15 protein-coding genes and 1 riboswitch are annotated in these 13548 nt (G+C 55.4%); of the genes, 8 read left to right on the top strand and 7 right to left on the bottom strand.

Annotated elements, in window-relative coordinates; all coding sequences use genetic code 11:
- The first annotated feature begins 159 nt into the window (after positions 1 to 159).
- From cecR to RDN66_RS04145, 5 genes are read left to right on the top strand one after another with little or no spacing between them, the layout of a single operon-like run.
- Positions 160 to 837 (top strand): transcriptional regulator CecR, encoded by a 678-nt coding sequence (gene cecR, locus RDN66_RS04165; RefSeq protein WP_202216192.1) that lies wholly within the window; start codon positions 160 to 162, stop codon positions 835 to 837.
- Positions 834 to 1829, top strand: coding sequence for a secretion protein HlyD (hlyD, locus tag RDN66_RS04160; protein ID WP_035892258.1), 996 nt, complete (start codon positions 834 to 836; stop codon positions 1827 to 1829). Before cecR ends, hlyD begins: the two co-directional genes overlap by 4 nt.
- On the top strand, positions 1822 to 3561 hold the full coding sequence (locus tag RDN66_RS04155) for an ATP-binding cassette domain-containing protein (RefSeq protein ID WP_202216193.1): 1740 nt from the start codon (positions 1822 to 1824) through the stop codon (positions 3559 to 3561). Before hlyD ends, RDN66_RS04155 begins: the two co-directional genes overlap by 8 nt.
- On the top strand, positions 3551 to 4684 hold the full coding sequence (locus RDN66_RS04150; RefSeq protein ID WP_035892255.1) for an ABC transporter permease: 1134 nt from the start codon (positions 3551 to 3553) through the stop codon (positions 4682 to 4684). The genes RDN66_RS04155 and RDN66_RS04150 overlap by 11 nt, the downstream gene beginning before the upstream one ends.
- A 49-nt stretch (positions 4685 to 4733) precedes the next feature.
- Complete coding sequence (locus RDN66_RS04145; protein ID WP_202216195.1) at positions 4734 to 5840, top strand: ABC transporter permease; 1107 nt, start codon at positions 4734 to 4736, stop codon at positions 5838 to 5840.
- Here the strand turns inward: RDN66_RS04145 and RDN66_RS04140 are convergent.
- The 7 genes from RDN66_RS04140 to moaA all read right to left on the bottom strand — a co-directional run bounded on the left by RDN66_RS04140 (position 5802) and on the right by moaA (position 9882).
- On the bottom strand, positions 5802 to 6212 hold the full coding sequence (locus RDN66_RS04140; protein ID WP_035892252.1) for a YbhQ family protein: 411 nt from the start codon (positions 6210 to 6212) through the stop codon (positions 5802 to 5804). The two genes, RDN66_RS04145 and RDN66_RS04140, sit on opposite strands and share 39 nt — an antisense overlap.
- Positions 6213 to 6418: 206 nt before the next feature.
- Positions 6419 to 7123, bottom strand: coding sequence for a Bax inhibitor-1/YccA family protein (locus tag RDN66_RS04135; protein WP_035892249.1), 705 nt, complete (start codon positions 7121 to 7123; stop codon positions 6419 to 6421).
- A 53-nt stretch (positions 7124 to 7176) separates the two neighbouring features.
- Positions 7177 to 7629, bottom strand: a complete 453-nt coding sequence (gene moaE / locus RDN66_RS04130) for a molybdopterin synthase catalytic subunit MoaE (RefSeq protein ID WP_035892247.1) — start codon at positions 7627 to 7629, stop codon at positions 7177 to 7179.
- A 1-nt stretch (position 7630) separates the two neighbouring features.
- Positions 7631 to 7876 (bottom strand): molybdopterin synthase sulfur carrier subunit, encoded by a 246-nt coding sequence (gene moaD, locus RDN66_RS04125; RefSeq protein WP_035892245.1) that lies wholly within the window; start codon positions 7874 to 7876, stop codon positions 7631 to 7633.
- Positions 7869 to 8354: a cyclic pyranopterin monophosphate synthase MoaC gene (moaC, locus tag RDN66_RS04120; protein WP_202216196.1), complete on the bottom strand. Its 486-nt coding sequence runs from the start codon at positions 8352 to 8354 to the stop codon at positions 7869 to 7871. Before moaC ends, moaD begins: the two co-directional genes overlap by 8 nt.
- Before the next feature lie 3 nt (positions 8355 to 8357).
- Positions 8358 to 8870 (bottom strand): molybdenum cofactor biosynthesis protein B, encoded by a 513-nt coding sequence (gene moaB / locus RDN66_RS04115; RefSeq protein WP_123651735.1) that lies wholly within the window; start codon positions 8868 to 8870, stop codon positions 8358 to 8360.
- A gap of 22 nt (positions 8871 to 8892) precedes the next feature.
- Positions 8893 to 9882, bottom strand: coding sequence for a GTP 3',8-cyclase MoaA (gene moaA / locus RDN66_RS04110; protein ID WP_202216197.1), 990 nt, complete (start codon positions 9880 to 9882; stop codon positions 8893 to 8895).
- A riboswitch (molybdenum cofactor riboswitch) is annotated at positions 9870 to 10006 on the bottom strand. It overlaps the preceding gene by 13 nt.
- Positions 10007 to 10246: 240 nt before the next feature.
- Here moaA and yvcK point away from each other — a divergent pair.
- The 3 genes from yvcK to pmrA are packed head-to-tail and all read left to right on the top strand — an operon-like array spanning position 10247 to position 13546.
- Positions 10247 to 11170 (top strand): uridine diphosphate-N-acetylglucosamine-binding protein YvcK, encoded by a 924-nt coding sequence (yvcK, locus tag RDN66_RS04105; RefSeq protein WP_035892239.1) that lies wholly within the window; start codon positions 10247 to 10249, stop codon positions 11168 to 11170.
- Between the two features lie 59 nt (positions 11171 to 11229).
- Entirely contained in the window at positions 11230 to 12861 is a 1632-nt protein-coding gene (gene eptA / locus RDN66_RS04100; RefSeq protein WP_202216198.1) for a phosphoethanolamine transferase EptA, read from the top strand.
- A gap of 10 nt (positions 12862 to 12871) precedes the next feature.
- Positions 12872 to 13546: a two-component system response regulator PmrA gene (pmrA, locus tag RDN66_RS04095; protein ID WP_035892237.1), complete on the top strand. Its 675-nt coding sequence runs from the start codon at positions 12872 to 12874 to the stop codon at positions 13544 to 13546.
- The last annotated feature ends 2 nt before the right edge of the window (positions 13547 to 13548 follow it).

The following is a 13548-nucleotide window of genomic DNA, read 5'->3' as shown; positions in this document are numbered from 1 at the left end:
AAACCACAATGTCATGAAGGGGCGGAGTGTAGCAGTTTTTGTGATGCACCGCATAAATTATCCCCTCCGGGGAAGAAAACAAGATTATTCACCAGACTGGACAAGTTTAAAAACGCGGCATAATCTTAATCAATCGTTTGATTAATTTTTGGTGGCACCATGAATACAACGCCAATAACCAGCAAAGGTGAACAGGCTAAAAGCCAGCTGATTGCCGCGGGGCTCGCTCAGTTTGGCGAGTATGGGCTGCATGCCACCACTCGAGATATTGCCGCCCAGGCCGGGCAAAACATCGCGGCGATTACCTACTATTTTGGCTCAAAAGAAGATTTATACCAGGCCTGCGCCCAATGGATTGCCGACTTTATCGGCGAGAACTTCCGCCCGCACGCCGAAGCGGCAGAACAGCTCTTTGCCCAACCCGAACCGGACAGAGGCGCCATGCGCGCGCTGATTCTTCGCGCCTGCCAGAACATGATCCTATTGCTGACCCAGGACGATACCCTTAACCTCAGCAAATTTATCTCTCGCGAGCAGCTTTCACCGACCGCCGCCTACCAGCGGATCCACGATCAGGTCATCGCTCCGCTGCACGCACACCTCACCCGGCTGATTGCCGCCTATACTGGCTGCGATGCCAACAGTACGCAGATGATTCTCCATACCCATGCGCTGCTGGGTGAAGTGCTGGCCTTTCGCCTCGGACGGGAAACCATCCTGATGCGCACCGGCTGGTCACAGTTTGACGCCGATAAGGCCGAACAGATTTTCCAGGTGGTGACCTGCCACATCGATTTGATTCTGCAAGGATTAACGCAAAGGAGTCTGACCTCATGAAAAAACCGGTTGTCCTTATCCTGGTTGTCGTGGCGCTCGTCGCCGTGATTGGCGGCGGGACGTGGTGGTATCAGAGCCTGCAAAACAACGGGCTCACCCTGTACGGTAACGTGGATATTCGCACCGTCAATATGAGCTTCCGCGTCGGCGGCCGTTTGCAATCCCTGACGGTTGATGAAGGGGACGCTATAAAACAAGGACAAACGCTGGGCGAGCTGGATAAAGCGCCATTTGAAAATGCGCTGATGCAGGCGAAGGCCAACGTTGCTACCGCCGAGGCGCAGTACGACCTGATGATGGCGGGCTATCGGGCCGAAGAGATTGCCCAAGCGGCGGCGGCCGTCAAACAGGCGCAGGCCGCCTATGACTACGCGCAAAGCTTCTTGCAGCGTCAGCAGGGGCTGTGGAACAAACGGCTGCTGTCAGCAAACGACCTGGCAAACGCGACATCCTCCCGTGACCAGGCGCTGGCGACGCTGAAATCCGCGCAGGATAAATTAAGCCAGTACCGCGCCGGTAATCGTCCGCAGGAAATTGCCCAGGCCAAAGCCAATCTGGAACAGGCGCAGGCGCAGCTGGCGCAATCGACACTGGATTTGCAGGACACCGTGCTCACCGCCCCTTCTGACGGTACGCTGCTTACCCGCGCCGTGGAGCCAGGCAGTATGCTCAGCGCGGGCAGCACGGTGCTGACGCTCTCCCTGACTCGCCCGGTCTGGGTTCGCGCCTATGTAGATGAAAAAAATCTCAGCCAGGCACAGCCGGGACGTGAAATTCTGCTCTATACCGATGGCCGCCCGGATAAGCCATACCACGGTAAAATTGGCTTTGTTTCACCTACCGCAGAATTCACCCCGAAAACGGTTGAAACGCCAGACCTGCGTACCGATCTGGTTTACCGTCTGCGCATTATCGTGACTGATGCCGACGATAGCCTGCGTCAGGGCATGCCGGTCACCCTGCGCTTTGGCGATGAGTCGCGCCATGAGTAAACAGCAGATTCAGCTGCACGGGCTGGTTAAACAGTTCACTGGCATGAATAAACCGGCGGTGGCGAAGCTGGACTGCACGATTAACGCGGGCTACGTCACCGGGCTTGTCGGGCCGGACGGCGCAGGGAAAACCACCCTGATGCGCATGCTGGCGGGTTTATTGAAGCCCGACGACGGCAGCGCCGAAGTGCTGGGGCTCGACCCGATTCGTGACGATAGCGCCCTGCACTCGGTGATGGGCTATATGCCGCAGAAGTTCGGTCTTTACGAAGACCTCACGGTGATGGAGAACCTCAACCTCTACGCCGACCTGCGCAGCGTCACCGGCGAGGCGCGCGAGAAAACCTTCGCTCGCCTGCTGGAGTTTACCGCGCTCGGCCCCTTTACCTCACGTCTGGCAGGTAAGCTCTCCGGCGGCATGAAGCAGAAACTGGGGCTCGCCTGTACGCTGGTTGGTGAGCCGAAGGTGCTGCTGCTGGATGAGCCCGGCGTCGGCGTCGACCCTATCTCCCGCCGAGAGCTGTGGCAGATGGTGCATGAACTGGCGGGCGACGGGATGCTGATCCTTTGGAGCACCTCCTATCTTGATGAGGCCGAGCAGTGCCAGGACGTGCTGCTAATGAACGAAGGCGAGCTGCTCTATCAGGGCGAACCCACCGCCCTCACCCGCACCATGGCCGGGCGCAGCTTTTTAATGCATAGCCCGGTAGAGAATAACCGCCGACTGTTACAGCACGCGCTGAAGCAGGAGATGGTCAGCGACGGCATGATTCAGGGGCGATCGGTGCGGGTTATCCTGAAGAAATCGGCCACTGCGGAAGATCTCAAACGCGCGCCGGGGATGCCGGAGATTGAAATTGCAGAGACCACGCCGCGTTTTGAAGATGCGTTTATCGACCTGCTCGGCGGCGCGGGCACCTCTGAGTCTCCGCTGGGAGCCATTCTGCATACCGTTGAAGGCACGGCGGATGAGACGGTTATCGAAGCCAGACAGCTCACCAAGAAATTCGGAGATTTCGCCGCCACCGACCACGTTAACTTCGCGGTCAAGCGTGGGGAGATTTTCGGCCTGCTCGGGCCAAACGGCGCGGGGAAATCCACCACCTTCAAGATGATGTGCGGCCTGCTGGTACCCACCTCCGGCAACGCGCTGGTGCTGGATATGGATCTGAAAACCGGTTCGGGCAAAGCGCGTCAGCACTTAGGCTATATGGCGCAAAAATTCTCGCTCTACGGCAACCTGACCGTCGAGCAAAACCTGCGCTTCTTCTCCGGCGTATACGGCCTGCGCGGGCGAGTACAGAACGAAAAAATTGAACGGATGAGCGAAGCGTTCGGCCTGAAGGCTATCGCTCGCCATACCACAGATGCATTGCCGCTAGGCTTTAAGCAGCGCCTGGCATTGGCCTGCTCGCTGATGCACGAGCCGGATATTCTGTTCCTCGACGAGCCAACCTCGGGCGTTGACCCTATCACTCGCCGTGAATTCTGGCTGCACATCAACAGCATGGTGGAAAAAGGGGTGACCGTGATGGTGACCACCCACTTTATGGATGAAGCGGAGTACTGCGACCGTATCGGTCTGGTGTATCGCGGCAAGCTGATTGCCAGCGGCACGCCGGACGATTTAAAAGCCAAAGCCGCGGATGAACAACAGCCTGACCCCACCATGGAACAGGCGTTTATCACCCTCATCCACGACTGGGATAAGGAGCATGCCGATGAGCGCTAAAGGGCTTTCGTGGCGGCGCGTACGCGCGCTGTGCGTGAAGGAAACACGGCAGATCGTCCGCGATCCCAGCAGTTGGCTGATTGCGGTGGTGATCCCGCTGTTGCTGCTGTTTATTTTCGGCTACGGTATCAACCTCGACTCCAGCAAGCTGCGGGTCGGCGTGCTGCTTGAACAGCAGAGCAAAGAGGCGCTGGACTTCACCCATACCCTCACCGGCTCGCCCTATATCGACGCCACCATCAGCGACAACCGCCAGCAGCTGATTGAGATGATGCAGGCCGGACGCATTCGCGGCCTGGTGGTGGTGCCGGTCGACTTCGACAAAAATATGGCTCGTCCGGGCAACGATGCGCCCATTCAGGTCATCACCGACGGCAGCGAGCCTAACACCGCAAACTTTGTGCAGGGCTACGTCGAGGGGATCTGGCAGCTGTGGCAGAAACAGCGCGCCGAAGATAGCGGCCAAACCTTCGAGCCGCTTATCGACGTGCAGACCCGCTACTGGTTTAACCCGGCGGCCATCAGCCAGCACTTTATTATTCCGGGGGCGATAACCATCATTATGACGGTCATCGGCGCGATCCTGACGTCGCTGGTAATCGCCCGCGAGTGGGAGCGCGGCACCATGGAGGCACTGCTCTCCACCGAGGTGACCCGCGTCGAACTGCTGCTGTGCAAACTTATCCCCTACTACTTCCTCGGCATGCTGGCGATGCTGCTCTGTATGCTGGTGTCGGTGTTTGTGCTCGGCGTGCCGTATCGCGGTTCACTGGTGATTCTGTTTTTCATCACTAGCCTGTTTTTGCTCAGCACGCTGGGAATGGGGCTTTTGATTTCGACCATCACCCGCAACCAGTTTAACGCCGCGCAGGTGGCGCTGAACGCCGCGTTCCTGCCATCGATTATGCTGTCCGGGTTTATTTTCCAGATAGACAGTATGCCAGCGGCTATTCGCGTGGTGACCTATATCATTCCGGCGCGCTATTTTGTCAGTACGCTGCAAAGCCTGTTTCTGGCGGGGAATATTCCGGTGGTGCTGATGGTCAATACGCTGTTTTTGATTGCCTCGGCGGTGATGTTTATTGGCCTGACGTGGATGAAGACCAAACGTCGGTTGGATTGATGCTTTCCCGGGGTGAACGAAGAAATCCCGGGAACAACGGAGAACTCACATGCTGTACCGCTTATGGACGCTTATCCGCAAAGAGCTACAGTCGCTGTTGCGCGAGCCGCAGACGCGCGCCATTCTGATAATGCCGGTGCTGATTCAGGTGCTGCTGTTCCCCTTTGCCGCTACGCTTGAGGTGACTAACGCCACCATCGCCGTCTATAACGAAGATAACGGCAAGCATTCGGTGGAGCTAACCCAGCGCTTCGCCCGCGCCAAAGCCTTTACCCACGTCCTGCTGCTGCAAAGCCCGCAGGAGATCCAGCCGACTATCGATACCCAGAAGGCGCTGCTACTGGTACGCTTCCCGGCTGATTTCTCCCGTAATATCGACACGTTCCAGACCGCGCCGATGCAGCTATTGCTCGACGGGCGTAACTCGAACAGCGCCCAGATTGCCGCCAACTACTTACAGCAGATCGTCAAAAACTATCAGCTGGAGCTGCTGGAAGGGAAAGCGAAGCCGAATAACAGCGAACTGGTGGTGCGCAACTGGTATAACCCTAACCTTGATTACAAATGGTTCGTGGTGCCGTCGCTTATCGCCATGATCACCACCATCGGCGTGATGATCGTCACCTCGCTGTCGGTGGCGCGCGAACGCGAACAGGGCACGCTCGATCAGCTACTGGTCTCCCCGCTTGCCACCTGGCAAATATTCGTCGGTAAGGCGGTGCCCGCGCTGATTGTTGCCACCTTCCAGGCAAGCATTGTGCTAGCGGTCGGGATATGGGCCTATCAGATCCCCTTCGCTGGGTCGCTGGCGCTGTTCTACTTTACGATGGTGATTTACGGGCTGTCGCTGGTGGGATTTGGGCTGCTTATCTCGTCGCTTTGCTCAACGCAGCAGCAGGCGTTTATTGGGGTATTCGTCTTTATGATGCCCGCCATTCTACTGTCGGGTTACGTGTCGCCGGTAGAAAACATGCCGGTATGGTTGCAGCATCTGACCTGGATTAACCCGATTCGTCACTTTACCGATATCACCAAGCAGATCTATTTGAAGGATGCGAGTTTGTCGATTATCTGGGGGAGTTTGTGGCCGCTACTGTTTATAGCGGCCACGACGGGATCAGTGGCGTACGCGATGTTTCGCCGCAAGATCGCCTGAGGCTTTTTCTTTCACCAGCAGTGAGAACACGGCTGGGCCTGCAAGGATAGCAAGCCCGGCCAGCGCCAGCAGGTAGTTATTGTGCAGCACGCGTGACAGCAACCAGACGGCAATCATCGCCGCGCCAAAATACCAGGTGGTGGTTAACTCTTCGAGCACGTCGGCGAAGGCACGCCAGCGCTGCTCAGGGTGGCGCTGCAGCGCCAGCATCAATACGACGGTCACGGCATACAGCACGCAGAGCCCCAAGCCTACGCGTACCAACGCGCCGCCCATCCAGCCCATCACCAGTGCGGCGACGACCAGCAAATGCAACATAATCTGCCAGCAACTGAGTCCTGTTGCGACACGAATTCGTTGTTGCCACTTCATGGCTTCTCTCCTGAAGAATTTTATTCGCTTATTCAGAGTACTCAAGTCTACGGAAAATTCCGTAATAGTGGTGCTTTTTGTGACGCTGTTGTCACTATTTTCACCAACAGAGTGATGAATTGTGCCTAAACATTCATTTAACGAAGAGGAAAATGCAGGGGATTAGGTGAGATTCCCGGCGTCGCGCAGCGACGCCGGGGAGGTATTTAGCGGCGGTTGCCGAAAATACGCAGCAGCATCAGGAACAGGTTGATGAAGTCGAGATACAGCGTCAACGCGCCAAGGATGGCATATTTGCGCAGGTTCGACGAATCACGAACGTCAATCTGCTCACCGATATTTTTCAGCTTCTGGGTGTCGTAGGCGGTCAGGCCCACAAACACAATCACCCCGATGTAGGTAATAGCCCACATCAGCGCATCGCTTTTCAGCCAGAAGTTCACCAGCGACGCCAGTACGATACCAATCAGCGCCATAAACAGCATGTTGCCAAAGCCGCTCAGGTCGCGTTTCGTGGTGTAGCCGTACAGGCTCATAATACCAAACATCCCGCCGGTCACCACGAAGGTGCTGGCGATGGACGAATAGGTATAAACGATGAAAATACTCGATAGCGTCAGCCCGGTGAGCGCCGAGTAGAGCATAAACAGCGTCGTCGCCATGCCCGCACTCAAACGCTGCACCATGCCCGAAAGCACGAACACCAGCGCCAGTTGCGCGATGATCAGACCAAAGAAGGTAATTTTACTGGAAAAGACAAACATCATCACCGCGGGGGTGTTAGCCGCATACCAGGCGATAAACGCCGTCAGCAGCAACCCGCAGGTCATCCAGCCGTATACCTGCGCCATATAGGTTTGCAGACCGCTACGCGCCTGCACAATCGAATCGGATCGAGGGAATCGTTCCATGACTTTCTCCTGAGTGTGAGTAGAACTTATTCTAAGCGTACCACATTCACAGCTTACCAGCGCTCGGCAGCGTGTTTATCGCTATCGCGGGCTTCCACCCAGCGCTCGCCTTCCGGCGTAGCTTCACGCTTCCAGAACGGCGCGCGGGTTTTCAGGTAGTCCATGATAAACTCGCCAGCGTCAAACGCGCTGCTACGGTGCGCGCTGGTGACGCCAACGAACACAATCTCTTCACCAGGCCACATTTCACCGATACGGTGAATGACCGTTACGCGGCCAAGCGGCCAGCGTTCGCGTGCGGCATCAACGATTTCGGCCAGCGCTTTTTCGGTCATGCCCGGATAGTGTTCCAGGGTCAGCGCTTTGACGCTATCGCCCAGGTTATGGTTACGTACCTTACCGGTAAAGGTGACAACCGCGCCGTCTTCATCGCGCTCGGCAAGCCACGGGTATTCGTCGCCAACGCTGAAGCGTTCGTGGCGGACGATAATTCGGGTCTCGCTCATCTTAGCCTCCTGTTACCGGTGGGAAAAATGCCACTTCGTCGCCGTCTGCAACGGGATGGTCGAAGCTCACCAGCGTCTGATTAACCGCCGCCAGCAGCTTGCCCTCTTCCAGCGCCAGAGACCAGCGTCCTTCCTGCGCCGCCAGATGCTGGCGTACGGCTTCAACCGTTGAAAACTCAGGGGCTAGCGCCAGCGAGTCAATGCCTACCAGCTCGCGGACCTGAGCAAAAAACAGCACATTAATCATAGGAATCCGCCTTAAAATCGCCCGATTTGCCGCCGCTTTTCGCCAGCAGACGAACCGGGCCAATGACCATATCTTTTTGCACGGCTTTGCACATGTCGTAAATCGTCAGCGCGGCGACCGAGGCGGCCGTCAGCGCTTCCATCTCAACGCCGGTTTTCCCGGTCAGACGGCACAGTGATTCAATGCGCACGCGGTGATATTCCGGCTCGGCCTGCAGGTTAACTTCAACCTTGCTCAGCATCAGCGGGTGGCACAGCGGGATAAGCTCCCAGGTGCGCTTGGCCGCCTGAATACCGGCGATGCGCGCCGTGGCGAAGACGTCACCTTTGTGGTGGCTGCCTTCGATAATCATCGCCAGGGTTTCCGGCTGCATGGTAACAAACGCTTCAGCGCGCGCTTCGCGAACGGTTTCCGCCTTGGCGGAGACATCCACCATGTGGGCTTCACCCGCCGCGTTGATATGGGTCAGTTGCGACATCGTTTATTTCTTCAGATGAGGATGGAAGTTACACGGACGCGTACGGGCATCCAGCTGCGGGGCAATAATGTTATCCCACGCGGTACGACAGGCTTTGGTGGAACCTGGCATCGCGAAAATCAGCGTGCGGTTAGCCATGCCGGCGACGGCGCGAGACTGCAGCGTCGCGGTACCAATCTCTTCGAAGGAGAGCATGCGGAACACTTCGCCAAAGCCTTCGATTTCGCGGTCAAACAGCGGCAGCAGCGCTTCCGGGGCCTGGTCGCCATCGGTCAGACCGGTACCGCCGGTAATCAGCACGACCTGTACATCGTCGCGGGCAATCCAGGCAGAAACCTGGGCGCGAATCTGATAGCGGTTCTCTTTGATAATAGCCTTATCAACTATCTGGTGCCCGGCTTCCTGGGCGGAGTCGCGCAGGAAGTGACCGGAGGTGTCATCTTCTTCGCCGCGACGGTTGGAAATGGTAAGAATGGCAATGCGTGTTGGGATAAATTCAGCGCTCACCTGACTCATTTACATGCTCCTTGATTTGGAATTATCCACCAATATAGGACAAATTCTGCGTGATTCCGGTATTGCCCTGATGCAGGAAGTGGGTCTGTTTTTTGTGGGTTAAGGCTTCGGCAATGCGCTCTTCCAGCGCCTGCTGCTGGGCGTCATCCGCCAGCAGTTCACGCAGGTCAACGCCACCATCGCCAAACAGGCACAGATGCAGCTTCCCAATGGACGATACGCGCAGACGATTACAGCTGGCGCAGAAGTCTTTTTCATACGGCATAATTAAGCCGATTTCCCCTTCGTAGTCGGGGTGACAGAAGACCTGAGCCGGGCCGTCGCTGCGTTGACGGATTTGATGGATCCAGCCACGCTTGAGCAGTTGATCGCGCAGCACCATGCCAGAGATATGGTGCTTGCGGAACAGCTCGCTGCTTTCGCCGGTTTCCATCAGTTCAATAAAGCGGAGTTGAATGCGGCGCGGTTTGATCCACGCCAGAAAGGTGTCGAGCTGGTGATGGTTCACATCGCGCATCAGCACGGTGTTGACCTTCACTTTTTCAAAGCCCGCGGTAAAAGCGGCATCGATGCCGTCCATTACCTGGCGGAATTTATCCTGGCCAGTGATGGCATGAAACTGACGCGCGTCCAGACTGTCGACGCTGACGTTTATCGCGGTTAAGCCAGCATCACGCCAGCCCGCCACGTCACGCGCCATGCGATAACCGTTGGTAGTCACGGCAATCTGGCGGATAGCGGTATTTTCTCTCACTGCGGCGATAACGTCGGAGAAGTCGCGGCGCAGCGATGGCTCGCCGCCCGTCAGACGTACTTTCTCCGTACCCAACGCCGAAAAGGCGCGCGTCACCCGGCGAATTTCGTCCAGAGACAGAAAGCCGTTGTTGGTGACTCCATTTGGCTGGTAGCCGTTTGGCAGGCAGTAGGTGCAGCGAAAGTTGCACACATCGGTAATCGAAAGACGCAGATAGTAGAAGCTGCGTGCATACGCATCAGTGAGTTGTGAAGCCATAGACACCTTTCCAAATACGGGAGGCGAGATCATTTCTTCCTTCGCCCTGGCAACAGTGAAGTCTGTTGCGGCCAAAGCGCCCTATTTTTCAACTTAGGCGCAGAGGCTAGAGTGTGTTGTTCAACCTGCATGGCAGGATGACTGAACCATGTTATGCCGAATAGTAGCGCGAGAATAACAGTTTCGCCATTTTCGCTTTCGCTGTATAAAGTTGTATATAGCGAGCCTATCGTGCACTTTCCCTACAGAATACGTAAAAATCACGTTTTTGCATTGATATACGTCATTTTGATGCAGGTGGAGCATCGTCTTTTAGAGGTAGTTAGGCTAATGTAAGCAGGTTTTTCAGACATAAGGAAGTTGTATGCGCAATCGCACTTTTGCCGATCTCGACCGCGTTGTGGCGCTGGGCGGCGGGCACGGCCTTGGACGCGTGATGTCCTCCCTGTCATCGCTCGGTTCTCGCCTGACCGGCATTGTCACCACCACCGATAACGGCGGCTCTACCGGGCGTATTCGCCGTTCTGAGGGCGGCATTGCGTGGGGCGATATGCGCAACTGCCTCAACCAGTTAATTACCGAACCAAGCGTTGCTTCAACAATGTTTGAGTATCGTTTTGGCGGTAACGGCGAACTTTCAGGACATAACCTCGGAAATCTGATGTTAAAGGCATTGGACCACCTGAGTGTACGGCCTTTAGAGGCGATCAATTTAATAAGAAATCTGCTTAAAGTTGAGGCCTCATTGATTCCCATGTCCGAGCAGCCGGTCGATTTAATGGCTATCGACAGCGAGGGACATGAAATCTATGGCGAAGTGAATATTGATCAACTCGCCCTGCCACCGCAGGAGCTTATGCTCACGCCATCGGTATCGGCCACCCGGGAGGCCGTGCAGGCCATCGCCGAAGCAGATTTGATTCTTATCGGGCCGGGCAGCTTTTATACCAGCCTGCTGCCTATTTTACTGCTACCTGAAATTGCTCAGGCGTTGCGGCGTACTCCTGCGCAGATGGTCTACATCGAAAATCTGGGCCGCGAGCACAGCCCGGCTGGGCATTTAACGCTTGGCGATCGTCTTGCGCTGTTGGAACACTACATTGGTAAGCCGGTTATCGATGCCGTGATTGTCGGTCCGAAGACAGAAGTCTGCGGCACCGAGGGCAAACTGGTGATTCAGCAACCGCTCGAAGCAAGCGACATTCCTTATCGCCACGATCGCCACCTTTTACGTGCCGCGCTGGAAGAAGCGCTTCAGGCTTTTGGTCGAGTTTCCTTAAAATCTTAAGGTTGTCTTAAAAAACGTCGGGCAGCATAGCGAACATCAATTTCATTGGGTTCAACGTTATGCTTCGCCTGTTTCGTCAACGGCCTGTCGTCAACCGACTGACCTATATCATCCTGTTTTCACTTTATATCGCTCTGGCGCTGAACATCGCGTTCTATCGCCAGGCCTATACCCTGCTGCCGGTCGATGGTCTGCACAACGCGCTGGTGTTCCTGTCCATGCCGGTGGTGGCATTTGCTGTCATGGCCATTTTGCTGGCCCTGGCGTCGGTGGTTCGTTTAGAGAAAGTCGCCACAACGCTGTTTATTTTGCTCAGCGCCAGCGCGCAGTATTTCATGATGAACTTCGGTATTATTGTTGACCGTTCGATGATCACCAATATTCTCGATACGACGCCAGCGGAAAGCTACGCGTTGCTCTCCGGGCAGATGGTTTTGGTATTTAGTTTTACCGCTCTGCTCGCTATTGCACTGGCCTGGTGGATCAAAATTAAGCCAGCAGCAAGCGTATGGCGCGGCACAATAATGCGTGCAGGTACCGTGACTGTGTCGGTGCTGTTAATCCTGCTGGTCGCCGGACTGTTCTATAAAGATTACGCCTCACTGTTCCGCAATAATAAAGAACTGGTGAAATCACTGAACCCGTCCAACAGCATCGTGGCGATGAACTCCTGGTATTTTCACCATGAGATGGATAATTTGCCGCTGGTAAAAATTGGCGAAGATGCCAAACAGAAAGCGGTGATGAAAAATGGGCCGCGCAAGAATCTGACAATATTAATCGTCGGCGAAACGTCGCGCGCCGCTAATTTCTCGCTGGGCGGGTACGACCGCGAAACCAACCCACTATTAGCAAAAGATAACGTCGTCTATTTCCCCAAAACGGCCTCCTGCGGAACCGCGACGGCGGTATCGGTCCCTTGCATGTTCTCTAATATGCCGCGTACCGGTTATGACGAATCGTTAGCACACCACCAGGAAGGGCTGCTGGATATTATTCAGCGCGCAGGCATTCAGGTGCAGTGGAATGACAACGATGGCGGTTGTAAAGGCGCCTGCGACCGCGTACCGCATCAGGACGTCACCGCACTGAATCTGCCAGGACAGTGCATCAACGGCGAATGCTACGATGACGTGCTGTTCCATGACCTTGAAAAGACTATTGATGCTATGCAGGGTGACGGCGTGATTGTGCTGCACACCATTGGCAGCCATGGCCCAACCTATTACAACCGTTATCCGCCGGAATTTCGTCGTTTCACGCCAACCTGTGATACGAGTGAAATTCAGTCCTGTAGCCAGGAACAGCTGAAAAATAGCTATGACAACACCATTTTGTACGTCGACCATATTGTCGATAAAGCGATAAAACTGCTGCAATCTAAACAGGATAAATTCACCACCAGCCTGGTTTACCTTTCCGACCACGGTGAATCGCTCGGCGAAAACGGCGTGTATTTACACGGGCTACCTTATTCCATTGCCCCAGAAACGCAAAAACATGTGCCGATGCTGTTATGGTTATCTGATGATTATCAGAAACGCTATGGCGTTAATTACGCTTGCTTGCAGCAAAAGGCCAAAGAAAATGACTACTCGCAGGATAATCTGTTCTCTACAATACTGGGGTTAACGGGCGTAGAGACCCAGGAATATCACGCAGCAGATGATATATTAGCCACCTGTAAATAGAGGCCAGCAGATGAAAATATTAGTCGTGGAAGATGACACCCTGTTATTACAGGGGCTGATTCTGGCAATGCAGAGTGAAGGATACGCCTGCGACGGTGTGGAAACGGCGCAACAGGCAGCGCTGAGTCTGGCCAACGGGCACTACAGCCTGGTGGTGCTGGACTTGGGTCTGCCGGACGAAGACGGTTTGCACTTCCTCAACCGTATGCGCCAGGAAAAAATGAGCGTGCCGGTACTGATACTGACCGCACGCGATACGCTCGAGGACCGCGTGAGCGGCCTGGATACCGGTGCCGATGACTATCTGGTAAAGCCGTTTGCGCTGGAAGAGCTCAACGCCCGTATTCGCGCGCTGCTGCGCCGCAATCTGAATCAAGGCGATAACGAGATTACCGTCGAGAACCTGCGCCTGAACGTCACCCGCCGCCAGGTCTGGCTAGACGAAGAATTGCTGGATCTCACGCCGAAAGAGTATGCCCTGCTTTCGCGCCTGATGTTGAAAGCCGGTAGCCCGGTACACCGTGAAATTCTCTACAACGATATCTACAACTGGGATAACGAACCGGCGACCAATACGCTGGAAGTGCATATCCACAACCTGCGTGACAAAGTCGGCAAAGCGCGGATTCGTACCGTACGCGGGTTTGGCTATCAGTTGGTTAACACGATAAGCAAAGCGGAGTAAGG

The sequence above is a fragment of the uncultured Kluyvera sp. genome, assembly GCF_902485085.1.
Classification (GTDB): Bacteria; Pseudomonadota; Gammaproteobacteria; order Enterobacterales; family Enterobacteriaceae; genus Kluyvera; species Kluyvera ascorbata.
This window is presented reverse-complemented; position numbering and strand designations above follow the sequence as displayed.

What these genes read in the sequence shown, in the direction of transcription:
- cecR (WP_202216192.1), top strand. Translation starts at nt 160, where the DNA reads ATGAATACAACGCCAATAACCAGCAAAGGTGAACAGGCTAAAAGCCAG.
- hlyD (WP_035892258.1), top strand. Translation starts at nt 834, where the DNA reads ATGAAAAAACCGGTTGTCCTTATCCTGGTTGTCGTGGCGCTCGTCGCC.
- RDN66_RS04155 (WP_202216193.1), top strand. Translation starts at nt 1,822, where the DNA reads ATGAGTAAACAGCAGATTCAGCTGCACGGGCTGGTTAAACAGTTCACT.
- RDN66_RS04150 (WP_035892255.1), top strand. Translation starts at nt 3,551, where the DNA reads ATGAGCGCTAAAGGGCTTTCGTGGCGGCGCGTACGCGCGCTGTGCGTG.
- RDN66_RS04145 (WP_202216195.1), top strand. Translation starts at nt 4,734, where the DNA reads ATGCTGTACCGCTTATGGACGCTTATCCGCAAAGAGCTACAGTCGCTG.
- RDN66_RS04140 (WP_035892252.1), bottom strand. Translation starts at nt 6,212, where the DNA reads ATGAAGTGGCAACAACGAATTCGTGTCGCAACAGGACTCAGTTGCTGG.
- RDN66_RS04135 (WP_035892249.1), bottom strand. Translation starts at nt 7,123, where the DNA reads ATGGAACGATTCCCTCGATCCGATTCGATTGTGCAGGCGCGTAGCGGT.
- moaE (WP_035892247.1), bottom strand. Translation starts at nt 7,629, where the DNA reads ATGAGCGAGACCCGAATTATCGTCCGCCACGAACGCTTCAGCGTTGGC.
- moaD (WP_035892245.1), bottom strand. Translation starts at nt 7,876, where the DNA reads ATGATTAATGTGCTGTTTTTTGCTCAGGTCCGCGAGCTGGTAGGCATT.
- moaC (WP_202216196.1), bottom strand. Translation starts at nt 8,354, where the DNA reads ATGTCGCAACTGACCCATATCAACGCGGCGGGTGAAGCCCACATGGTG.
- moaB (WP_123651735.1), bottom strand. Translation starts at nt 8,870, where the DNA reads ATGAGTCAGGTGAGCGCTGAATTTATCCCAACACGCATTGCCATTCTT.
- moaA (WP_202216197.1), bottom strand. Translation starts at nt 9,882, where the DNA reads ATGGCTTCACAACTCACTGATGCGTATGCACGCAGCTTCTACTATCTG.
- yvcK (WP_035892239.1), top strand. Translation starts at nt 10,247, where the DNA reads ATGCGCAATCGCACTTTTGCCGATCTCGACCGCGTTGTGGCGCTGGGC.
- eptA (WP_202216198.1), top strand. Translation starts at nt 11,230, where the DNA reads ATGCTTCGCCTGTTTCGTCAACGGCCTGTCGTCAACCGACTGACCTAT.
- pmrA (WP_035892237.1), top strand. Translation starts at nt 12,872, where the DNA reads ATGAAAATATTAGTCGTGGAAGATGACACCCTGTTATTACAGGGGCTG.